This window comes from Xanthomonas phaseoli pv. dieffenbachiae, assembly GCF_008639345.1.
Classification (GTDB): domain Bacteria; phylum Pseudomonadota; class Gammaproteobacteria; order Xanthomonadales; family Xanthomonadaceae; genus Xanthomonas; species Xanthomonas phaseoli.
This window is the reverse complement of sequence record NZ_CP041380.1, coordinates 3,661,574-3,683,465: the sequence shown is the minus strand read 5'-3', so window position 1 is coordinate 3,683,465 and position 21,892 is coordinate 3,661,574. Positions and strand designations below refer to the sequence as shown.

The following is a 21,892-nucleotide window of genomic DNA, read 5'->3' as shown; positions in this document are numbered from 1 at the left end:
CTGCCTGACCATTTCCCATTCCCCCTCCCTAGACCGAACGAGCTGAGCCCATGTCCATTGTCCGCATGACCGACCTCGATCTCTCCGGCAAGCGCGTGTTGATCCGCCAGGATCTCAACGTGCCGATCGACAACGGCCAGATCACCTCCGAACAGCGCATCACCGCCTCGGTGCCCACCATCAAGCTGGCGCTGGAAAAAGGCGCGGCCGTGATGGTGACCTCGCACCTGGGCCGCCCCAAGGAAGGCAGCTGGACCGAAGAAGATTCGCTGGCGCCGGTGGCCACGCGTCTGGCCGCATTGCTGGGCGTGGACGTGCCGCTGGTGCGCGACTGGGTCGACGGCGTGGACGTTGCGCCTGGCCAGGTCGTGCTGCTGGAAAACTGCCGCATGAACGTTGGCGAGGGCAAGGACGATGAGACGCTGGCGCGCAAGTACGCCGCGTTGTGCGACGTGTTCGTGATGGATGCCTTCGGTACCGCGCACCGTGCGCAGGCCTCCACGCATGGCGTGATCCGTTTCGCGCCGGTCGCAGCAGGCGGCCCGCTGTTGATGGCCGAACTCGACGCCCTGGCCAAGGCGCTGGACAACCCGGCCAAGCCGCTGCTGGCGATCGTGGCCGGCAGCAAGGTCTCCACCAAGCTGGAGCTATTGTCCAACCTGGTCAACAAGGTCGACCAGTTGATCGTCGGCGGCGGCATCGCCAACACCTTCATCGCCGCAGCCGGGCATGCCGTGGGCAAGTCGTTGAACGAGCCGGACCTGATCCCGACCGCCAACCAGATCGTGGCCGATGCCAAGGCGCGTGGCGCGGAGATTCCGCTGCCCACCGATGTGGTCGTTGCCAAGCAGTTCCTGCCCGAGGCGCAAGCCAGCGTGAAGTCGCTGGATGCGGTCGACGCGGACGATCTGATCCTGGATATCGGCCCGCACACCGCACAGCGCTACGCCGAGCTGATCGCCAATGCCGGGACGGTGGTGTGGAACGGGCCGGTCGGCGTGTTCGAATTCGAGTCCTTCAGCCACGGCACCGAGACGCTGGCGCGCGCGATCGCCAGTTCCAAGGCGTTCTCGATCGCCGGCGGTGGCGACACCCTGGCCGCAGTGGACAAATACGAGATCGCCAAGGACGTGACCTACATTTCCACTGGTGGCGGTGCGTTCCTGGAGTTTCTGGAAGGCAAGACCTTGCCGGCGGTGGCCGCACTCCAGGCCCGCGGCCAGTGAGTGCAGCCACGCTGTTTTTCGATCTGGACGGCACGCTGGTCGATTCGGAGCCAGGCATCGTTGCCAGCATCGTGCATGCCTTCGACGAACTCGGCCAGCCGCGTCCGTCGGCGCAGACCTTGCGCGCCTGGATCGGCCCGCCGTTGCGCGACAGCTTCACCGAATGTTTCCCGGACGATCCGGAGTTGGTGCAGCGCGCGCTCGGGCTCTACCGCGCACGCTACGACGCGGTGGGCTGGACCGAACTCAGCGTGTTCGACGGCATCGGCGAGGTTGTCACCGGCCTGCAGCGTGCCGGTCATCGTCTGGCCGTGGTGACCTCGAAAAATGAGCGCTATGCGCGGCGCATCGTCGAGCACCTGCCCTTCGGCGCGTGCTTCGAAGAGGTGATCGGTGCCAGCGAAGATGGCGAACGTCGCTTCAAGCCGGACCTCATTGCCGAAGCGCTGCGCCGTTTGCAGATCGACAAGGCTGGCTGCGTGATGATCGGTGACCGGCGCATGGATATCGATGGCGCCAATCACCACGGCATCCACAGCATTGGCGTGTTGTGGGGCTTCGGCGACGAGGGCGAATTGCGCGCCGCCGGCGCCGGTGCGCTGGCACGCACGCCGGCTGAACTGGCGGCGTTGCTGCAGTGATGAGCGGTGCGCGTCGACCGTTGTGTTCGCTTGGTCGCCGCGCCCGCAGCTGCGGTTCGCAGCGCGCAGAACACGCTTCACCGCTGCCGGGTTAGGGTGGCGACCGTTCGCATTGCTCATGGCAGCGCGGGCGCAGGCGTACGTACTGTCCCGCACTGTCTATAAGACATGCCGGAATCGGAGGAAGGCTATGCCGCAATGCCATCCTCGGTACGTGACGTGTGTGTTAAGTTTCGCGGCTTTTACAGGGAGGCCATCATGAAAGAACGTCAACGCCGCACCAAGATCCTCGCCACCCTCGGACCGGCAACGGATGCGCCCGGTGTGCTGGATACGCTGTTCAAGGCGGGCGTCAACGTGGTGCGCCTCAACTTCAGCCATGGCGACCCCTCCGGCCAGGCCAAGCGCGCCGCCGAGGTACGTGCCGCTGCGGCCCGCGTCGGTGCCGAAGTCGGCATCCTGGCCGACCTGCCGGGCCCGAAGATCCGTATCGAACGTTTTGCCGAAGGCAAGATCAAGCTGACCATGGGCGATCGCTTCGACCTGGTGGCCGATGCCAACGCGCCGGCTGGCGACCAGACGCAGGTTGGTGTCAGCTATCTGGGTCTGCCGCAGGACGTGACCGCCGGCGACGTGCTGCTGCTCGACGATGGCCTGATGCAGTTGCAGGTGACCGATGTGCAGGGCGAGCGCATCGTCACCAAGGTGTTGAACGATGGCGTGCTGTCCGACCGCAAGGGTCTCAACAAGCAGGGCGGCGGTTTGTCGCTGGGCGCGTTGACCGAGCGCGACAAGGAACTGATCGGTATCGTGGCCAAGATCGGCGTGGACTTCATCGCGGTCTCGTTCTGTCGCAATGCGCAGGACATGCACGACGCGCGTCAGATCGCGCAGCAGCACGGCTGCGATGCACAGCTGGTGTCCAAGATCGAGCGCACCGAGGCGATCGAAAACCTGGTCGAGATCGTCGAAGCCTCCGATGTGGTGATGGTGGCGCGTGGCGACCTGGGCGTGGAAATCGGCGACGCCGAATTGCCGGGCCTGCAGAAGAAGATCATTCGTGAGTCGCTGGCGCAGAACAAGGTGGTGATCACCGCCACGCAGATGCTGCAGTCGATGGTGGAAAGCCCGATCCCCACCCGCGCCGAAGTGCTGGACGTGGCCAATGCCGTCATCGACGGCACCGACGCGGTGATGCTGTCGGCCGAAACCGCCGCCGGCGCCTATCCGGTGCGTGCGGTGGAAGCGATGGCGCGCATCTGCCTGGGGGCCGAACACCAGTTCGAATTCGACACCGACTTCGAAGCGGCGCAACGCAATCTGCAGCGCGCCGACCAGGCGATTGCGATGGCGACCATGTTCCTGTCCGAGCACATCGGCCTGGGCGGCGTGGTGGCGTTGACCGAATCCGGCGGCACGCCGCGCTTCCTGTCGCGCTTCCGCTCCAATATGCCGATCTACGCCTTTACCCGTCACGATGGCGCGCGCCGTCAGATGGCGATGATGCGTGGCGTGTTCCCGATCAGCTTCGACAGCCGCGGCCTGACCCCGCGCGAGGCCGCACGTGCGGCGATCCGCCTGCTGGTGGAGAACGAGCGCATGGGGCCTGGCGACCGCGTGGTCTTTACCAGTGGCGAGCACATGGAAACCCACGGCGCCACCAATACGCTGCGCCTGCTGGAAGTGGGCGAAGACGGCCGCGCCACCGGTCTGGGCGAGCTCTAACGCCTGTCGACTGCATCCGGCGCATGACCTGAGCCGGAACAGACGCGACACACGACGGCGGCCCCAGGGCCGCCGTCGTGCTGTGTGGAACTGCCGGGCACCGGCGAGTGCTCGGGTCGGCGTATTGCTCAACGACCGGGTTCGGCGGCTGCAAAGCCAGCCCAGCATCGTCGCCGCGCCATAACGGCGCTGGTATGGCGCGCCATGCATGCCGCAAGGCGACGCCCACCCACGACGGCGATTCGGTTTTCCTGCGCGTCGACGAAACGGAACAACGCTGAACGACGCGCGGTACGACCGGATAGACGCTTAGCAGGTGCTCGTCGTGACGTAGCACGCGCCGTAGCCGGCTCTATGGCCGCAGCCGGCTCTATGCAACAGGCCAACACCTACAAACGCCAATCAACGCAGACGTGGCGCAGTTCCAGCCGCGCCAGCGCACGTCATGTAAGCAATGCATCAGCACTGCAAGCAACAAGCAGCACCTCATGCTCTGCTTGCCGACTCCCGACTCCCGACTCCCGACTCCCGACTCCCGACTCCCGATTCCCGATTCCCGATTCCCGATTCCCGCGATGCGAGCATCACCACACATCCTGTCACGCAGATCACGTGTAATCGGTTGCAGGCATTCCGTGAAGGAATGTGTACGACTTTCGTCGCTATACTTTCGTTCTCCCCCGCAGCTGCCACAGGAACTACATGAGCATCGAACAGCTTGCTGAAACCGCCCAGGCGATGGTCGCCCCGGGTAAGGGCATCATCGCCATCGACGAATCGACCAGCACGATCGCCAAGCGTTTTGCCAGCGTCGGCATCGAGAACATCGAAGAGAACCGTCGCGCCTACCGCGAACTGTTGCTGACCACGCCCAAGCTGAGCGACTACATCTCCGGCGCCATCCTGTTCGACGAGACCATCCGTCAGAAGACCAAGGATGGCGTGCCGTTCGCCGAGTACATGACTGCCCACGGCATCATCCCGGGCATCAAGGTCGACAAGGGCGCGCAGCCGCTGGCCGGCATGCCGGGCGAATTGGTCACCGAAGGCCTGGACGGTTTGCGTGCACGGCTGGAGGAGTACTACACGCTGGGTGCGCGCTTCGCCAAATGGCGTGCGGTCATCAACATCGGCGAAGACATCCCGTCCGGTACCTGCATCGAGGCCAACTCGCATGCGTTGGCGCGTTACGCCGCGCTGTGCCAGGAGCAGGGCCTGGTGCCGATGGTCGAGCCGGAAGTGATCATGGACGGCAGCCACGACATCGAAACCTGCTATGAAGTGACCGAAGCCACGCTGCGCTCGCTGTTCGGTGCGCTGTATGAGCAGAACGTCGTGCTCGAAGGCACCATCTTGAAGGCGTCGATGGTCATCTCCGGCAAGAGCTGCGAAGAGCAGGCCAGCATCGAAGAGGTGGCCGAGTCCACCGTGATGTGCCTGAAGTCCACCGTGCCGGCGATCCTGCCGGGCATCGTGTTCCTGTCCGGCGGCCAGACCGACGAGCAGTCCACCGCCCACCTCAACGAAATGCACCAGCTCGGCAATCTGCCGTGGCCGCTGAGCTTCTCCTACGGCCGCGCCATGCAGCAGGCCGCGCTGAAGCTGTGGGCCAAGGACATGACCGGCAACTTCGCCAAGGCGCAGCAGGTCATCTACGAGCGCGCCAAGGAAAACGGCTTGGCCGCGCTGGGTAAGTGGAAGGGTTGATCGATTGATGGCGGCTGCAAGGTCGCCGCGTCGATGAAACGAAAACGCCGGCAGCGATGCCGGCGTTTTTTTTCGTTTGCGGCATCCGCAGGTGCACGCCGATGCCGTGCGGAAAACGCAAAGGGCGCCGTTCGGCGCCCTTTGCTCAGTCGATCGCTCAATCAACTTGCTCGTGCAGCCGGCCGAGGCGGCATGCTGCCAACTCGATCCAACCTCAGGCCGCCGCAGTTTCCTGCGTGGCCAAGGCCTGCTGGTAGGCCTTGTAGGTCGCCTCGTTGTAGGCCACCAACACAATGTGCTTGGGCACCTTGTGCGAGCGCTGCCAATCGCGCGTTTCGGTCACTGCGATACGCGCGGCCTGGTAAAGCGGATAGCCGTAGATGCCGCAGCTGATCGCCGGGAATGCGATCGAATGCAGCATCATCTGTTCGGCGAGTTTGAGCGACTGCCAATAGCAATTGGCCAGCTGTTCGGGCTCGTTGTGCTTGCTGTCGCGCCACACTGGGCCAACGGTATGGAAGACATGGCGTGCCTTCAAATTGAACCCGTCGGTGATGCGGATTTCGCCGGTAGGGCAACGCACGCCCGGGCGCACCTGTGGCAACGCTTCGCAGGCTTCCAGCAAGCGCGGGCCGGCGGCGCGGTGGATGGCGCCATCGACGCCACCACCGCCGAGCAGTGATTCGTTGGCGGCGTTGACGATGACGTCAACGTCGAGTTCGGTGATGTCGCCTTGCCAGACTTCGATTCTCATAGCGCGATAATTATGCGAATTGCATGATGGGCGCGTGATGGGGAGCACGCTGCGGAATCCGCACGCTATCGGCCATTCATCTCATCTGCTGCGACTGTCTGACCGGTCGCACTGTATGCCGTCTCGCGACATCTGGAAGCTCTCCCGGAGCGATCGGCAGCAACCATTGCCACGCGCGGTAACGCGTGTTGCGTCTACACCCAGCGGCGGACACGCGCGCAGTAGTCGTTGTAGTGGCGGCCGAATTCGGCGCGCAGACGCGCCTCTTCGAACGGGATGACGTAGCGCTGCAGCGCAAGCCACGGCAGCGGCACCAACGCAACCGCCCACAGCAGGCCAAGTTGCAGGCACAGGCCAAGGTAGCTCAGCACCAAGGCCAGGTACATCGGGTTGCGGGTGACGCGATACGGGCCGTCCAGCACCAGGCGCGAGGGATGGCCGCTGGGCATGATGGTGGTGCGCCGACGCGCAAACAGGACAAAGCAGCTGACCGCCAGCGCCAGGCCAAGACAGGCGATGCCGCCGCCAGCCAATTCGATCCAGGCCAGCGGCGAGGGAGGCGGGAGGGGCAGATCCAGCGCCTCTTGCAACCATGCGCCCAGCCCCAGGGCCAGCGCAAAGTGGACCGGGGAGGTCATTTTTACCAGCCATGGCGCCCGCGCGGCGCGGGTCTCGCTGTGTCCATACGGCTGGTTGCTCACACATCTCTCCCTACATCACGGCCGCCATCCTAACGTTTCCTTGACATGGACGGGAGTGCGGGCGTGCCGACACCCGGAAACGGGAGCGGACGCTGCGCCCAGACGCGAGATGTGCCGGGCACCTGTCACGTGCCCGATTCGGCATGACCGCGTGCGCTGTTGCCTCGCGACGACAGCCACGGATCGTGGGTACGAAGTGGCCGCCGCGACGCAGCGTCTTTCGGGGCCCGTGCGCGGTGCGGCCGGGGCCGAAAAAAAGCCGCGCATTGCGCGGCTTCGGGTCTGGTCATCGCCTGCGCTCGATCAGGGCAGCCCGGCCAGCCAGTCGTCGTCGGAGCCTTCGTTGATGTCGGCAAAGAGCGGGGTGGAGAAGTAGCGTTCGCCGGTGTCGGGCAACATCGCCAGGATCACGGCGCCAGGCACCGCGCCTTCGGCCACGCGCAGCGCGGTGGCGACGGTGGCACCGCCGGAGATGCCGGTGAAGATGCCTTCTTCGGCAGCCAGGCGGCGCGCGACGGTGATGGCGTCGGTGTCTTCCACGCTCAGGACTTCATGGGCGACCTCGCGGTTGAGCACCTCGGGCACGAAGTCCGGAGTCCAGCCCTGGATCTTGTGCGGCTTCCAGTCCTGGCCTTGCAGCAAGGCGGCGCCAGCCGGCTCGGAGGCGGTGATGCGCACCTCCGGGCGCGCAACGCGCAGGACCTCACCCACGCCGGTGAGGGTGCCGCCGGTGCCCCAGCCGGTGACGAAATGGTCCAGCCGGTGGCCGGCGAAATCGCGCAGGATCTCGGCAGCGGTGGTGTTGCGGTGATAGGCGGGGTTGGCCGGATTGGCGAACTGGCTGGCCAGGAACCAGCCGTGCTGTTCGGCCAGCTCCTTCGCTTTACGCACCATGCCGCTGCCGCGCTCGGCTGCCGGGGTCAGGATGACCTTGGCGCCATAGGCACGCATCAGCTTGCGGCGTTCGATGGAGAAGGTTTCCACCATGGTGGCGACGAACTTGTAGCCGCGCGCTGCGGCCACCATCGCCAGCGCAACGCCGGTGTTGCCGGAGGTGGCTTCGACGATGGTGTCGCCGGGCTTGAGCAGGCCGCGTCGTTCGGCGTCCAGGATGATCGCCAGCGCCAGCCGGTCCTTGACCGAGCCGCCGGGATTGAACGATTCGACCTTGACGTACAAGGTCACGTTGTCCGGGGCGAGGCGTTGGAGCTTGACCACCGGGGTGCGGCCGATGGTGTCGAGGATGTTGTCGTACAGGGCCATGGGGTCTCCGTCGGAATCAGGCTGCGTGGGCCAGTGTGGGCGTGTGGGGCGTTGCGCCGGGTGAGTGCGGCGGCGAGGCGCCCAGCGGCGCGCTGCCGAACCAGTGCAGCGTCTGCGCCAGCGCCGCCACCTCGCCCAGGATCAGCAGCGCCGGAGCGGCCACGGCATGCTGCCGTGCGCTGACGGCCAGGCTGGCGAGCGTGCCGGTGATCACGCGTTGCTGCGGGCGCGAGCCGTTTTCGACCAGCGCAAACGGGGTGGAGGCTGCGCGCCCGGCCTGCAGCAGCCGCTGCTGGATGGCGTCCAGGCCGGCCACGCCCATGTAGAAGGCCAGCGTCTGGCGCTCTTGGCCAAGCGCCTGCCAGTCCAGCGTGTCCAGCGAATCCTTGCAGTGCGCGGTAATCAGGCGCAGCGATTGCGCGTGGTCGCGGTGGGTGAGCGGGATGCCGGCATACGCAGCGCAGGCGATGGCGGCGGTGATGCCGGGAATCACCTGGAAGCCGATGGCGTGCGCGCGCAGGAATTCCAGCTCTTCGCCGCCGCGGCCGAACACGAACGGGTCGCCGCCCTTCAGCCGCACCACGCGGCGACCGGCGCGGGCGTGTTCCAGCATCAGGGCATGGATCTGTTCCTGCCGGGTGCTATGGCCTTGTGCCGATTTGCCCACCTCGATGAGATGCGCGCCGTGCCGAGCCAGGCGCAGGATCTGCGGGCTGACCAGACGGTCGTGCAGCACCACCTCGGCCTGGCGCAGTGCGCGCAGCGCATGCCGGGTGAGCAGGCCGGGATCGCCGGGGCCGGCGCCGACCAGGCTCACGTTGCCGGGCGCCAGCGTGCCGACCGCGTTGCGTGGTGTGGGGGAACGCGCAGGAACCGTTGCGGACGCCGCAGGCGCGGCGTTGTGGGTCAGCAACCGGTGGGCGCTCGCCGCATCGCGCAAGGCGTTGTTGAGCTTTTCCGATTCGCTGGCGGCGATGGTGAGCCATAGCGGTTGGTCGGACTGCGCCAACCATGCCGGGTCGAACCGACCGGCCAACCAGCGCAGCTGCCCGGACTGCGCCCAGTGCCGCAACTGCGCCGTGAGCGCGAGCGCGCCCACCAGCGGCAGCGCACCGGCCTGCAGCAGCTGGCCGGTGACGCGTTCGGCATCGGCACCGCCGCCGACCACCAGGACGGCACGGCCACGCAGGTCGGCAAGCAGCGGGAACGCAGGAGTCACGGTTCGGTAGCATCAGAGAGGGAGCGCCAGACCGTAACGCCGGCTTATAGCCGTCGGAAATGACTTCATCCATCCTGAAAATAGCGTTCGGTTATAAGCTGGGCCGCAGAACTCCTCTACAGTCGAAGCCCTTGTAGCGCCTCGCGCTTTTTTGGATATAAGCCATGACGCTGACCCAACTTCGCTATCTGGTCGCCATTGCCGATGCCGAGCTGAACATCACCCTGGCTGCCGCGCGCGTGCACGCGACCCAGCCCGGCCTGTCCAAGCAGCTCAAGCAGCTGGAAGACGAACTGGGCTTTCTGCTGTTCGTGCGCAAGGGACGCAGCCTGGACGCAGTGACCCCGGCCGGTGTGGAAGTGATCGAGCGCGCGCGGGCGGTGCTGTCGGAGGCCAACAACATCCGCACCTACGCGGCCAACCAGCGCCGCGAAAGCCAGGGCCAGCTGACCCTGACCACCACCCATACTCAGGCGCGCTTCGTGCTGCCGCCGGCGGTGGCGCAGATCAAGAATGCCTACCCGCAAGTGAGCGTGCATCTGCAGCAGGCCGCCGAAAGTGCGGCCCTGGATCTGCTCAGCCAGGGCGATGCGGACATTGCGGTGGTCAGCACCGCCGGTGGCGAGCCGAGCGCCGGCATCGCAGTGCCGCTGTACCGCTGGCGGCGGCTGGTGGTGGTGCCGCGGGGGCACGCACTGGATCACCCACGCACGGCACCGGACATGCAGGCGCTGGCCGAGCATCCGCTGATCAGTTACGAATCCTCCACCCGGCCGGGCTCCTCGCTGCAGCGCGCGTTTGCGCAGGTGGGGCTGGAGCCGAGCATCGCGCTCACTGCGCTGGATGCCGACCTGATCAAGACCTATGTGCGCGCAGGGCTTGGCGTGGGATTGGTTGCGGAAATGGCGGTCAATGCGTTCGACGAGGATCTGCGCGCCTGGCCGGCGCCCGCGCCGATTGCCGAATGCATCGCCTGGGCGGTGCTGCCGCGCGACCGCGTGCTGCGCGACTACGCGCTGGATCTGGTGCATGTGCTCGCGCCGCAGATCGACAAGCGCGATCTGCGCCGGGTGCTGGACGGTAACCAGGCGCCGAACTGGCCACTGCCGCCGACCTGGGAATCGTTGACCCAGACCATCACCAGCTGAGCGGCACGATGACCGAGCCATTGCGTCCGGCACTGAGCAGGCTATGGTCGTCCGAGCCGGACGGCGGCATGTCGCTGCAGCTGTCGGCCAGGATCGAGGGTCGCGAACATGAGGTACTGACGGTGCTCGCCGACCCGCGCGACGAAGCGTTATGGGTGGCGGTGCAGGCGGGCAGCGCGCGTGTGCAGATTCCGCTGGACGTGCTGCGCAAGGCGCTGGAGGTTGCGGCCGATGAGGTGCATTCGGCCGAATGGTTCGCGCGCCAGGATGCGGATGCGTCCGGGGCCTGAGGCGGCGATATAGCGTTAGCGCGCCCCTGGCTAGCAGTCTTAGGGCGACATCGACGGCGCACCGGAGCGGGAGTGGACGTGCGCGCATGGTCGTTCCAAACATGGGCCGTCGGCTGCGTCATCGGTGCGTGCGTGCGACCTTCGGTGCTGCGCTGCAGCGCAATCCCAGCAAAAAAATGCCTGCAGGATCAAAGGGATGCGTGCGTTCCCGACAGCGCTGCCAGGTGTGCTGTGGGTGATTTTCCCTACCCGTGTCAGGGCGATGCAGCCGGCGTCGACCGGGCGCATCAAGTTGCGCGCTGCGTTGTCGAAAACCTTTATAGCAACCATGACGCGACACTCTCGAACGTCTAGGGGTGGACGGCGCAGAGCTGGCGATGCAGGGGATCGCATTGCCGGTGTGTTTCGCGGTGTCGTCGAAGGGTTGCTAGCGCTGTCGCATCACTGTTGCACGAGGCTGTGCACAGGGCGACTGGCGCATCCGGGTCCCTGGGGAGAGGCCTGGCGTGCTTGGCGGCGGACCCGGGTCGGGAGCCCGGGTCCGCCTTTTTTGTGTTCCGCAGCGGCATCCCGGTTGAAGCTGGAACGGCGCCAAGCCGTGCCCGATGCAGTGCAGGCAGTGCGCGATCAGGGCCGGGCTGGATTCTTACACCTGCGGCGGGTTGCCGGGGCTCAGCGGTCGCCGTTGACGCGCGACTTGGCGTGGCGCGGGCAGCTGCAACGTCGGCTCGACGCGATGGAAGGGCCGGCGCGCTCTGGTCCGGCCATAGCCCGATGCCCAAACCGGTGCGACCCCAGGCGTACGCCGCGAAGCCCGAACACGCTGCGAGCCACGCATCGTCAAGCCAAGGGAATCCGCACCGAAAAACAGGTGCCGCCCTGCGGCCGTGGCCGGACGTCCACCTCGCAGCCCAACGTCTCGGCAGTGCGATGCACGATCCACAGGCCGATGCCCAAACCGTCGCTGCGCGGGTCGGCCTGGCGGAACGCCTGGAAGACCTGCTCGGGATGGTCCATGTTCAAGCCGATGCCGCTGTCGATGATGTCCACTTCCGCAAAACCGGGGCGGCGACGAGTGCCGACCAGCACGCGGCCACGCTCGGTGTACTTGATGGCATTGCCGACCAGGTTGCCGATCAAGGTGGTCAGCAGTGTGGGGTGGCTGCGCACGCGCAGCGAGGTGTGCACGTAGCGAAGGGCCAGGTACTTGTCGATGGCCGGTTGACGCCACACGCCGAGGACCGAATGCAGCACGTCTTCCAGCTGCAGCGGCTGCAGGTCCGGCATGGCGGCCTCGCTTGCGGCGGCCAGCGTGGCCAGCTCGTCCAGGCTGCGGCCGACCAGGCTGATCGCATCGCGTGCGGTCACCAAGGTCGGAATGGAGTCGACGTTGGCATGCCGGCGCATCTTGTCGATGGCGTAGGCGGCAGTGCGCAGCGGGGTCTTCAGATCATGCCCGGCGATGGCCATCAGGCGGCTGCGGTAGCGATCCGATTCCTCGGCGATGGCCAGTGCGCGGCGCAGTTCCAGCTGCGCCATGGTCTGGCGTGCCAGTGCACGCAGGGCTTCCACCTGCTCGTCGGTGAGCTGGCGTGGTTTCCGGTCCAGGACGCAGACCGTGCCCAGCGGCAGGCCGTCGGGCGTCTTCAGCAAGGCACCTGCATAGAAATAGAGCGGTGCTTCGCCAGTGACCAGCGGATTGCGCGAAAAGCGGATGTCTTCGCGCGTGTCCGGCACCACCAGCACATCGTTGTCGAGTAGCGCGTGCGCGCACATCGACTTGAACAATGGGGTCTCGCGCTCGCCCATCCCGAGCTCGCTCTTGAACCACTGGCGGTCCGCGTCGACCAGGCTGATCAGCGCGATCGGCGTCTGGCAGATGATCGAGGCAAGCCGGGTGATGTCTTCGAAGGCCGCTTCGCGCGGGGTGTCGAGAATGCCGTAGCTGCGCAGCGCCTGGAGACGCAATGCTTCGCTGGGAGGCTTGGGTGCGCAGGGAAGCGGTTCGGCCGCTCGATCGGACAGGATGGTGCTCATGCGCGTAGCTACAAGGTGGAAGCGGCAAGCATAGGGCATGCCAAGGCTCATCATGTGTCTACGGTCACAGAGGCCGGACGAAAGTGTGACTGCCGACCAGCACGGCGACGCGTGACGCGTCCGGCGTGCGGTCAACGGGCTCGGAAGCTGAAGCGGCAGGCCCAGCCGATTCTGGCGCGCCGGTTCCGGCGCATGCCTGGGCGCGGATCATTCGGGGCGACCGGTGCAACCGGGTGCGACATCCGGTCGCGCATCGGCCGCGACCATCGCCCCGGCTTGCGTGGCGGCTTACACTTCCAGGCATGCTGCGTTTGTCCCGTCGCCACCGGTTGTTGCCCCTGCTTGCCTGTCTGGCGGTGGTGCTGATGCTGGTCGCTCCGCTGATCAGCCGCTGGAGCCAGGCGCAGCCGAGCGAGCCGATGTGCATGGGCGTTCCGGCCCTGTCGGCAGAGAGCTCGCTGCATGCCGGCCATCGAACCCAGCCGCCAGCTATGGCCGTGGACGCGCAGCCCGGCGCCGTAGTGAACACGCAGCACGCCGGCAGCCACGACGCAGCGACGCATGGTGAAGCCTGCGATTACTGCGTCTTGGCCGCACGCTTGCTGCCAGTGCTCATCGTGGCGTTGCTGTGCCTGCTGCAGCTGCGGCCGACGCCGGCTCCGGCGGTCACCCAGGCAAGCGCACGCGCGGTCTTTCGATGGGCCGCACTCGGCGCACGCGGACCACCGCTGGCTGCATAAGCTGGCCCCTGTGCGGGCGTCCATGCAGCAATGCCCCGTGCGCGCCTGAGGTTGTCGGCGTCACTGCCGGGCAGTGCGGGCGACTCGCTTCTTATCCAGTGATGCCGATGCGCGCCGCGACGGTGGCAGCGCACGGCTGTGCGGCCGTGCAGTCACGGCGAAGGGTTGGTCATGCGTCTGCGGTTGTTGAAAGCGATGTGGTGCGCGCCGTCGTTGGCGTTGGTGTGGGGGCCTGCATGTGATGTGCAGGCGCAAGACGCGGCACTCACCCTGGGCAAGGTGCAGGTGAGCGAGCATGCGCAGCGCAGCCCGAGTACGGCGCGCGTGCTGAGCTCGGTGGATGTGATCGGTGGCGAGCTGCTGCACGATCAGCATGTGGACTACAGCTGGGAGCTGCTGATGCGCGCGCCCGGGGTGCAGGTTACCCAGTTCCGCATGGGTACCGATGCAGGGCGTTTTTCGTTTCGCGGATTCAATGGCGAAGGACGCATCAATGCGGTGAAACTGCTGATCGACGGCATCCCCAGCAACGACAACGCCGGCGCCATGCCGTATCTGGACGCGGTATTTCCGCAGGACATCAGCGCCATCGAGATCGTGCGCGGCACCAACGACGCGCGCTATGGCTTGAATGCCATTGCCGGCAGCGTGGACGTGCTCACCCGTACCGGCGGCAACGACGGCCGCTTGAGCGTGACGGCCGGCAGCTTCGATGCGCGCGAGGTGCAACTGAGCAAGGGGTTCGAACAGGGCGTCTGGAGCCAGAACTATGTGCTGGCCTGGCGCGACTCGGACGGCTATCGCGATCATGCCGACGCACGCAAACGCAGCGTGGCGGGCAAGTGGTTCTACACCGACCCGGACGGTGCATTCCGCGCAGGGCTCACCACGCGGTACTACGACAACCATGCCTTGGAAGCCGGCTATCTGGATGCCGCCACCGCACGTGCGGCGCCGCGCAGCTCGCCGGACTATGCGCAGGACGACCGCAGCGAGCGTCGCACGAGCCAGACTGCGTTGCATGCGGACGGTGCGCTCGGCGAGCAGGCGCAATGGAGCGCCAAGGCCTACCAGAACGACTACCACAATCAACGCTGGGTACGGTTTTCTGCGGCCGGGCTGCAGCAGGAACGCGATACCGACGAAACCCATCGCGGGCTGCTGCTGCGTAGCAACTGGCAGCCGGACTGGGGCGCGCTGCAGGCCAACCTGGAAGCCGGGGTGGATGCGCAGTGGCAGGACAACCAATCGCAGCGGTATCGCACCGTGGCGCGTGTGCGCGGGGCACAACTACGCGATTGGGACTACGACCTGCGCACGCGTGGTGCGTATGTGCAGGCGGTGCTGACCCCGATTGCACGCCTGCAGCTGGTGCCGGGGTATCGCATCGATCGTGTCGATGGACAGCTGCACGACGTGCTGGCCGGCGTCGTCGCGCCAACCTACGACTACGGCACCATCAAGCAACCCAAGTTCAGTGCCAGCTACCGCGTGGGCGAGCAGGGCAGCGTGTATGCGAACTGGGGGCGCACGTTCCAGATCGGCAGCGGCGATGGCGCCTACCGTCGCCAGCCCGGCAATCTGGGACCCTCGATCAACGACGGCTGGGAGACCGGCTTGAAGTTCGCACCGTCGTCCTTGCTGGATGGGCGCCTGGCGTATTGGGAGCAGCGCGCCTCCGGCGAGGTGGCGACCATTTTCGGCGTCAATGGCGTGGTCGGCATCGGTGATGTGGCCAATGTCGGCCGTACCCTGCGGCGCGGTTGGGATGCGCAGCTCAACCTGCAGCCGGCCGAGCATTGGCGTGCATGGGTCTCGTATTCGCGGCAGAAGGCCAGCATCGCCACGCCCGATCCGAGCGCCCCGGCCACGCGCGGCAAGGAGATCGAAAACGTGCCGCACTGGTTGGCCACCGCCGGGCTGGAGTGGCAGGTCAGTTCGTCGGTGCAGGTGAGCGCCTGGGGCAACGCACAAGGCGATTACTACCTGGAACGCACCAACAGGTTGGGCCGCACCGGTGGCTACGCCTTGCTCAACCTGGGCGCGCGCTGGGCGGTGGATGCGCGCAATGCGCTCAGCCTGCAACTGCGCAACGTCACCGATCGCGCGTATGTGTACGCCTGGTACGACAGCGGCAGCTCCGGTTATTCGCCCGGCGATGGGCGTGCGTTGTCGGTGTCGTGGGATTGGAGCTTCTGATGCACGCAACGATTGACCACGGTGGCGTGGACGAGGCACGCCAAGCCAGTCGCTGGCGCTTCTATCGCGCGGTGTGGCGCTGGCATTTTTATGCCGGGCTGCTCGTGCTGCCTTTCATCATTTGGCTGGCGGTGACCGGGGCTGCGTTCCTGTACCAGGACGCCATCGACCGCAGCGTGCACCACGGGTTGAAGGTGGTGCCGGTAGGCGATGCGCGCCTGCCCGCACAGCAGTTGGTTGCCGCTGCACAAGGGCGCTACGGCGGCAGCTTGTTTGTGTACACCACGCCCAAACGCGCCGATGCGAGCGCCGAAATCGGGCTGGTGGACGCGCACGGCGTGCGGCAGGTGGTGTATGTCGACCCATACCGTGCGCGGGTGTTGGGTGCCTTGCCCGAGCACGGCACGCTGAGCTGGACGATCCGCCGGCTGCATAGTCTTGCGCTGGTGGGGCCATATGCGCGCGGCCTGATCGAAATGGCCGGCGGATGGGCCATCGTGCTGGTGCTCACGGGGGTGTATCTGTGGTGGCCGCGCGGACGACGCGGCGGCGTGATCAGCGTGCGCGGCAAGCCGAAGCAGCGGCGGTTCTGGCGCGACCTGCACGCAGTGACCGGTGCCGGGGTTGGTGCGATCCTGCTGTTCCTGGTGCTGACCGGCATGCCGTGGTCGTGGCTGTGGGGTGCGCAGGTCAATCGCTGGGCCAATGGGCATGATTTCGGCTATCCCGCCGGGTTGCGCGTGCAGCAGCCGATGTCGCAGCAACGCTTGGCCGACAGCGGCGAGCCGGCGTGGTCGCTGCGGCAGGCGCGCCTGCCGGAATCGGTGGTGCCTGCACAGCGCGCTGGCGCGGCGGAACAACACGCGCATGGCGAACAAGCACCTGCGTTGCAGGTGGCCGACGACCATGTCGAGCACTCCGGGCATGGCGCGCCCTCGGCAAATGCAGCCCACGCAGGCAACGAAGATCACGCAGGGCACCTGGCGCAGTCGCAGCACGCGGCCCGACACGCGCACTCGGCAGACAACGTGCATGCCGATCACGGCGATTCGGCTGGATTCGCTGCGCCGGGACGCGGCGCGATCGGCCTGGATGCCGCGATGGCGCGCTTTCAGGCACGCGGCATCCAGCCGGGATATAGCGTGGCGCCGCCGCGTGGTGCGACCGGGGTCTATACCGCGTCGGTGTACCCGGCCGATCTGCGGCGGCAGCGGGTGATCCATCTGGATCAGTACAGCGGTGCGGTATTGCTGGACATGCGCTATCGCGACTACGGGCCGCTGGCCAAGCTGCTGGAATGGGGCATCAATGTGCACCTGGGCCAGCAATACGGCACTGCCAACCAGTTGATCCTGTTGTTGGCCTGCATCGCCATCGTGCTGTTGTGCGTCAGCGCTGCGGTGATGTGGTGGAAGCGCCGCCCCAGCGGTGGCTTGGGCGTACCGTCGTTGCCGGCCGACCCGCGCACATTACGCGGCCTGATGGCGTTGCTGGTGCTGTGCGGTCTGATCTTCCCGCTGGTCGGCCTGTCGCTGGTGCTGATGTGGGCGTTCGATCGTTACTGGATGCGGCGCGCACACGCCGATGCCTTGGCGGGTTGATGCGCGCGCTTTTGAGTGAGTGCAGCGCGCAGCGCGTTGCCGTTGCATCCTGGATCTCGCATGTCCATGCAGCTGCCGCAGATGCGGGTGAACGCGTCGCCCGCACACGTGCAGCCGGCAGCGGGCGGCTCTGCCGCTAGATCTCTTCGTGGATGCCGCACTCGCGCTTCAGGCCGAAGAAACGCGTGTCTTCTTCGCGCATGCCGGGTTCCCAGCGACGAGTGGTGTGGAAATCGCCGATGGACACGTAGCCTTGTTCCCACAGCGGGTGATACGGCAGATCGTGCGCTTGCAGGTATTGCCACACGTCGCGATCCGTCCAGTCGGCGATCGGGCTGATCTTGTAGCGTTCGCCGCGCTTTTGCACGATCGGCGTCTGCGCGCGGCCGCCGGACTGGCTGCGGCGCAGGCCGGTAAACCAGGTGCCCACCTCGAGTTCGTCCAGGGCCCGGCGCATCGGTTCGACCTTGCGCAGATTGTTGTATTGATCGATGCCGACCATGCCTTGCTCCCACAGGCGGCCGTGGCGCGCTTCCATCCAGGCGCGGCTGACCAGCGGGCGATACACCTTGAGATTGAGCTTGAGTCGGTCGGTCAGGGCATCGGCGAAGCGGTAGGTTTCCGGAAACAGGTATCCGGTGTCGATCAAGATCACCGGGATGTCCGGGCGCTGCTGACTGAGCAGATGCAAGGTGACCGCCGATTGCGCGCCGAAGCTGGACGACAGCGCCGCGTTCTGCGGGCCATGCTGCAGCGCCCAGGCTACGCGTTGGTCGGCACGCAGCCCTTCCAGCTGCGCATTGAGCGCGTCCAGATCGTCGAACGCGGAAGAGGTGATCGATGCAGCAGGCAGCGCGGTCATGCGATCAATTCCAGGTCGAGGCGACGGTGCGTGGGGTAGGGCGGCAGTGCGATCACGCCGGCGCGATGCAGGAAATCGCCGAAGCCTTCATCGTTGGCGTGGTCGCCTTCGGTGGCATAGCGCGCCAGCAGCGGTTCCAATGCGGCCAGGATCTCCGGCTCGGTGATGTTCTCGCGGTACAGCGTATTGAGCCGCTGGCCACGACGGTCGCCACCCAGCATCAGGTTGTAGCGCCCGGGCGCCTTGCCCACCAGCGCAATCTCGGCCAGGTATGGGCGCGAGCAGCCGTTCGGGCAACCGGACAGGCGCAGCACGATCGGCGTGTCGGCCAGTCCGTGTTGCTGCAGCAGCGGCTGCAGCGCTGCGCTGAAATCGGGCAGGTAGCGCTCGGCCTCGGCCATCGCCAGGCCGCAGGTAGGCAGTGCCACGCAGGCCATTGCGCCGCGCGCCAGGGCGGTGGCGGCGCGGTTGCCGGCATCCAGCCCGTACTGCACCACCAGCGCATCGACACGTGCGCGCTCGCTGGCCGGCACGCCGGCGATCACCAGATTCTGGTTGGGCGTCATGCGGAACTGGCCAATGTTCAACTGCGCGATTGCGCGCAGCCCGCTCAGATGCGCTGCGGTGTCGGTGTCGGCAATGCGGCCGGCCGGCAGGGACAGGGTCAGGTGCCCCAGCCCGTCTTCGCCTTCCACCCAGCCATAGCGGTCGCCGTTGTGGTCGAACGCGAACGGCTGCGCCGGTTGCAGGGCGAACCCAGCGCGGCGCTCGATCTCGGCCACGATGGTGTCCAGCCCGTGGTCGTCGATGGTGTACTTGAAGCGCGCGCGCTTGCGCACCGCACGGTTTCCCAGGTCGCGTTGCGTGGTGACCACGGCAGTGGCGACATCGAGCAACTGGTCGCGGCTCACGAAGCCGATCACGTTGGCCACGCGCGGCCAGGTCTCGGCATCGCCGTGCGAGGCGCCCATGCCGCCACCGATGCTGACGTTGTAGCCCAGCAGCTCGCCGTCGCGCAGGATCGCGATGAATCCAAGGTCGTTGGCGAACACGTCCACGTCGTTGAGCGGCGGTGCGGCGAAGCCGATCTTGAACTTGCGTGGCAGATAGCGCTCGCCGTAGATCGGCTCGTCCTCGCTGCCGGAGCCGGACACGCGCTCTTCGTCCAGCCAGATTTCGTAGTACGCCCGTGTGTTGGGGAGCAGGTGTTCGGAGACGCGCGCCGCATCGGCGTACAGCGTGGCGTGCGCCTTTGAGAGCAGCGGGTTGGCCGCCACCTGCACATTGCGATTGACATCGCCGCAGGCGGCCAGCGTATCGATCAGCGTGGCATTGATGGCCTGCATGGTGGCCTTCAATTCGCGCTTGATCACGCCATGGAACTGGAAGGCCTGGCGCGTGGTGACGCGCAGCGAATGATTGGCATAACGGGTGGCGATGCCATCCAGTGCCAGCCACTGCGTGGGCGTGATCACTCCGCCCGGCGTGCGCGTGCGGATCATGAACTGGTACGCCGGCTCCAGCTTCTGCCGCCGCCGCTCGTCGCGGATGTCGCGGTCGTCCTGCTGGTAGCTGCCGTGGTACTTGATCAGGGTCTGATCGTCCTCACGCAACGCACCGGTCACCGCATCGGCCAGGCTCTGTTCCAGCGACCCACGCAGACGGCGGCTTTCGGATTTGATGTCTTCGACAGAGTGGCTCATGAGAATCGGAAATCGGGAATGGGGAATCGTGAAAAACGGCGCAGTTGGTCGGAAGAACTCGGACATGGGCTGTTCCCATTCCCGATTCCCCACTCCCGATTCTCGGCACTAATAGACATCCCGCGCATAGCGCCCCTCCACCTGCAGTTGGGTGAGATACGCGGCGGCGGCTCCGGCATCCAGGGCGCCGTGCGATGCGACGATGTCGAGCAGGGCGGCGTGCACGTCCTTGCCCATGCGGGTGGCGCCGCACACATACACGTGCGCGCCGCCCTGCAGCCAGGCATAGACCTCGGCGCCACGCGCGCGCAGGCGGTGTTGCACGTAGAGCTTTTCGGCCTGGTCGCGCGAGAACGCCAGGTCCAGCGCGTGCAGCTCGCCGCGTTGCAGGGCCAGTTGCCATTCGGCCTGATACAGGAAATCGGTATTGAAATGCTGGGCGCCGAAGAACAACCAGTTACGGCCCTTGGCGCCGGTTTCCGCGCGCTCCTGCACGAAGCCGCGGAACGGTGCCACGCCGGTGCCCGGGCCGATCATCAGGATGTCGCGATCGGTATCGGCCGGCACGCGGAAGCGGTCGTTCGGTTCGATGTACACCGGCGCAGTGTCGCCGTCGCCAAGTGCGGCCAGAAAGCCGCTGGCCGAACCCAGGTGCGCATGCCCATGCGCCTGGTAGGCGACCTCGTCCACGGCCAGATGCACCTCATCGCCCACGCGCTTGCGGCTGGATGCGATGGAATACAGCCGCGGGGTGAGCGGACGCAGCGCGGCGAGCAGGCCGGCGTGGTCCCAATCCGCCGGCCAGCGGCGCAGTACGTCGATCACCTGGTGATCGGCGAGCAGCGACGCCAGGCCGGCAGTCTGGGTGGGGGCGAGCAGCGCTTGCAGTTCTTGCGCGCCTGCGCGCTCGGCGTGTGCGGCGAGAAACGGTCGCGACAGTTTGGTCAGTTCGCGCTGGGTAGCGAGCCATGCATGCACTGCCAGTGTCTGCTCGCCGACGGTGACTGCGGCATCGCCATCCAGCCGCAAGGTCTGCAGCACCGCCTCGACCAATGCGGGTGGGTTGCGGTGGCGGATGCCCAGCGCGTCGCCCGGTTCGTAGCTCAGGCCGCTGCCTTCCAGCGAAAATTCCAGATGCCGCATGCGCTTGCCGGGCACCGCGTAGACGCGAAATCCCGGGCCCTTGAAATCGCGCCCGCTGATGATCTGATTGGACAACAGCTCGGCGGCGAACGGCTGCTGATGCGACCACACTGGCGTGGCCGGGGCGCTGCGCAGCGGCGTGACCGTGGCCGAGTGCAGGCCGCTCTTGAGCTGCTCGCGCGCCTGCGTGAGCGCCTGCGCGCGCCACGGCACGGCAACGCTGTCGATGTCCAGATCGGCTTCGCCGCGCGGCTGCACGCGGCGGCCGCCCAGTTCGGCCAGGCGCTCGTCGATGCGTCGGGCGATACCGCAGAAATCGGCATAACTGGAATCGCCCAGACCCAGCACCGCGTACTTGAGCTCGGGCAACTTGGGTGCGCGACGGCCGGTGAGGAATTCCACCAGGCCGATCGCATCGTCCGGCGGGTCGCCTTCGCCCTGGGTGCTGATCACCACATACAACAGCCGCTCACCGGCCAGATCGCGGGTGGGGTAGGCATCGGCGCGCACCAGGCGCACGCTCAGACCCGCCGCTTCGGCCTCGGCGGCCAGGTGCTCTGCCTGGCGACGGGCATTGCCGGTCTGGCTGCCGTACAGCACGGTCAGGCGCTGGCCTTCCTGCACGAGTGCCTGGGCTTGTCCGCCCGGCAACACGGCCAGCGCGCGCGGCGGATGGCCCTGCGCCAACCCGGCGGTGTAACCGGACAGCCACCACAGCGCTGCGGGGTCCAGGCCGTCGACCAACCGGTCCAGCAGCGCCTTGCGCTCGTCGGGCAAGGGGCTGGGCGGTAGCGCGGAACTGGCAGCGGTCATTCGGATCCGGGGGCTTGGATGAGAGAGACGATGTTAGGGAAGCGTTGCGCCATCAGAAAGGAATTGCCGTTATCGCGTTATGCCGGGCGCTTATTTCGTGCAGTCATCAGGGCGGCACAC

17 protein-coding genes are annotated in these 21,892 nt (G+C 66.5%); 9 read left to right on the top strand and 8 right to left on the bottom strand.

All coding sequences use genetic code 11. From position 1 onward, the window contains the following. Nucleotides 1–50: 50 nt before the first annotated feature. The 4 genes from FLG15_RS16505 to FLG15_RS16485 all read left to right on the top strand — a co-directional run bounded on the left by FLG15_RS16505 (nucleotide 51) and on the right by FLG15_RS16485 (nucleotide 5,299). Complete coding sequence (locus FLG15_RS16505) at nucleotides 51–1,226, top strand: phosphoglycerate kinase (RefSeq protein ID WP_017159180.1); 1,176 nt, start codon at nucleotides 51–53, stop codon at nucleotides 1,224–1,226. After that, nucleotides 1,223–1,867, top strand: a complete 645-nt coding sequence (locus tag FLG15_RS16500) for an HAD family hydrolase (protein WP_008574673.1) — start codon at nucleotides 1,223–1,225, stop codon at nucleotides 1,865–1,867. The genes FLG15_RS16505 and FLG15_RS16500 overlap by 4 nt, the downstream gene beginning before the upstream one ends. A gap of 258 nt (nucleotides 1,868–2,125) precedes the next feature. Beyond that, entirely contained in the window at nucleotides 2,126–3,592 is a 1,467-nt protein-coding gene (gene pyk, locus FLG15_RS16495) for a pyruvate kinase (RefSeq protein WP_011348424.1), read from the top strand. 702 nt (nucleotides 3,593–4,294) lie between these two features. Continuing rightward, entirely contained in the window at nucleotides 4,295–5,299 is a 1,005-nt protein-coding gene (locus FLG15_RS16485) for a class I fructose-bisphosphate aldolase (RefSeq protein ID WP_003487259.1), read from the top strand. A 214-nt stretch (nucleotides 5,300–5,513) separates the two neighbouring features. Here the strand turns inward: FLG15_RS16485 and FLG15_RS16480 are convergent, their stop codons facing one another. The 4 genes from FLG15_RS16480 to cobA all read right to left on the bottom strand — a co-directional run bounded on the left by FLG15_RS16480 (nucleotide 5,514) and on the right by cobA (nucleotide 9,236). Next, the gene (locus FLG15_RS16480; protein ID WP_057677518.1) at nucleotides 5,514–6,053 is read right to left on the bottom strand and encodes an O-acetyl-ADP-ribose deacetylase; all 540 of its coding nucleotides are present in this window, start codon (nucleotides 6,051–6,053) and stop codon (nucleotides 5,514–5,516) included. 194 nt (nucleotides 6,054–6,247) lie between these two features. After that, complete coding sequence (locus FLG15_RS16475; protein ID WP_017155478.1) at nucleotides 6,248–6,754, bottom strand: methyltransferase family protein; 507 nt, start codon at nucleotides 6,752–6,754, stop codon at nucleotides 6,248–6,250. Nucleotides 6,755–7,057: 303 nt separating this feature from the next. Further along, nucleotides 7,058–8,017: a cysteine synthase A gene (cysK, locus tag FLG15_RS16470; RefSeq protein ID WP_057677520.1), complete on the bottom strand. Its 960-nt coding sequence runs from the start codon at nucleotides 8,015–8,017 to the stop codon at nucleotides 7,058–7,060. 16 nt (nucleotides 8,018–8,033) lie between these two features. Further along, nucleotides 8,034–9,236, bottom strand: a complete 1,203-nt coding sequence (gene cobA / locus FLG15_RS16465; RefSeq protein WP_081023041.1) for a uroporphyrinogen-III C-methyltransferase — start codon at nucleotides 9,234–9,236, stop codon at nucleotides 8,034–8,036. Between the two features lie 164 nt (nucleotides 9,237–9,400). Between cobA and FLG15_RS16460 the strand changes: the two genes are divergently transcribed. Together FLG15_RS16460 and FLG15_RS16455 are read left to right on the top strand one after the other, a co-directional pair. Next, nucleotides 9,401–10,384 carry a LysR family transcriptional regulator gene (locus FLG15_RS16460; RefSeq protein ID WP_008574681.1) on the top strand — a complete coding sequence of 328 codons (984 nt, stop codon included), beginning with the start codon at nucleotides 9,401–9,403 and terminating at the stop codon, nucleotides 10,382–10,384. An 8-nt stretch (nucleotides 10,385–10,392) separates the two neighbouring features. Then, complete coding sequence (locus tag FLG15_RS16455) at nucleotides 10,393–10,674, top strand: hypothetical protein (RefSeq protein ID WP_057677521.1); 282 nt, start codon at nucleotides 10,393–10,395, stop codon at nucleotides 10,672–10,674. An 840-nt stretch (nucleotides 10,675–11,514) separates the two neighbouring features. Here FLG15_RS16455 and FLG15_RS16445 read toward each other — a convergent pair. After that, entirely contained in the window at nucleotides 11,515–12,711 is a 1,197-nt protein-coding gene (locus FLG15_RS16445; protein WP_057661169.1) for a sensor histidine kinase, read from the bottom strand. Nucleotides 12,712–13,013: 302 nt separating this feature from the next. Here FLG15_RS16445 and FLG15_RS16440 point away from each other — a divergent pair, with 302 nt between their 5' ends. From FLG15_RS16440 to FLG15_RS16430, 3 genes are all read left to right on the top strand, one after another. After that, the gene (locus tag FLG15_RS16440) at nucleotides 13,014–13,451 is read left to right on the top strand and encodes a DUF2946 family protein (RefSeq protein WP_057661167.1); all 438 of its coding nucleotides are present in this window, start codon (nucleotides 13,014–13,016) and stop codon (nucleotides 13,449–13,451) included. Nucleotides 13,452–13,646: 195 nt separating this feature from the next. After that, nucleotides 13,647–15,650 carry a TonB-dependent receptor gene (locus tag FLG15_RS16435; RefSeq protein ID WP_057677522.1) on the top strand — a complete coding sequence of 668 codons (2,004 nt, stop codon included), beginning with the start codon at nucleotides 13,647–13,649 and terminating at the stop codon, nucleotides 15,648–15,650. Beyond that, entirely contained in the window at nucleotides 15,650–17,251 is a 1,602-nt protein-coding gene (locus FLG15_RS16430; RefSeq protein WP_057677523.1) for a PepSY-associated TM helix domain-containing protein, read from the top strand. Before FLG15_RS16435 ends, FLG15_RS16430 begins: the two co-directional genes overlap by 1 nt. Nucleotides 17,252–17,387: 136 nt before the next feature. Here the strand turns inward: FLG15_RS16430 and FLG15_RS16425 are convergent, their stop codons facing one another. The 3 genes from FLG15_RS16425 to FLG15_RS16415 all read right to left on the bottom strand — a co-directional run bounded on the left by FLG15_RS16425 (nucleotide 17,388) and on the right by FLG15_RS16415 (nucleotide 21,772). Beyond that, a complete protein-coding gene (locus FLG15_RS16425; protein WP_057677524.1) occupies nucleotides 17,388–18,113 on the bottom strand; it encodes a phosphoadenylyl-sulfate reductase in 726 nt (241 codons plus the stop codon). Next, the gene (gene cysI, locus FLG15_RS16420; RefSeq protein WP_150146820.1) at nucleotides 18,110–19,816 is read right to left on the bottom strand and encodes an assimilatory sulfite reductase (NADPH) hemoprotein subunit; all 1,707 of its coding nucleotides are present in this window, start codon (nucleotides 19,814–19,816) and stop codon (nucleotides 18,110–18,112) included. The genes FLG15_RS16425 and cysI overlap by 4 nt, the downstream gene beginning before the upstream one ends. 108 nt (nucleotides 19,817–19,924) lie before the next feature. Continuing rightward, complete coding sequence (locus FLG15_RS16415; protein WP_057687088.1) at nucleotides 19,925–21,772, bottom strand: assimilatory sulfite reductase (NADPH) flavoprotein subunit; 1,848 nt, start codon at nucleotides 21,770–21,772, stop codon at nucleotides 19,925–19,927. Between the last annotated feature and the right edge of the window lie 120 nt (nucleotides 21,773–21,892).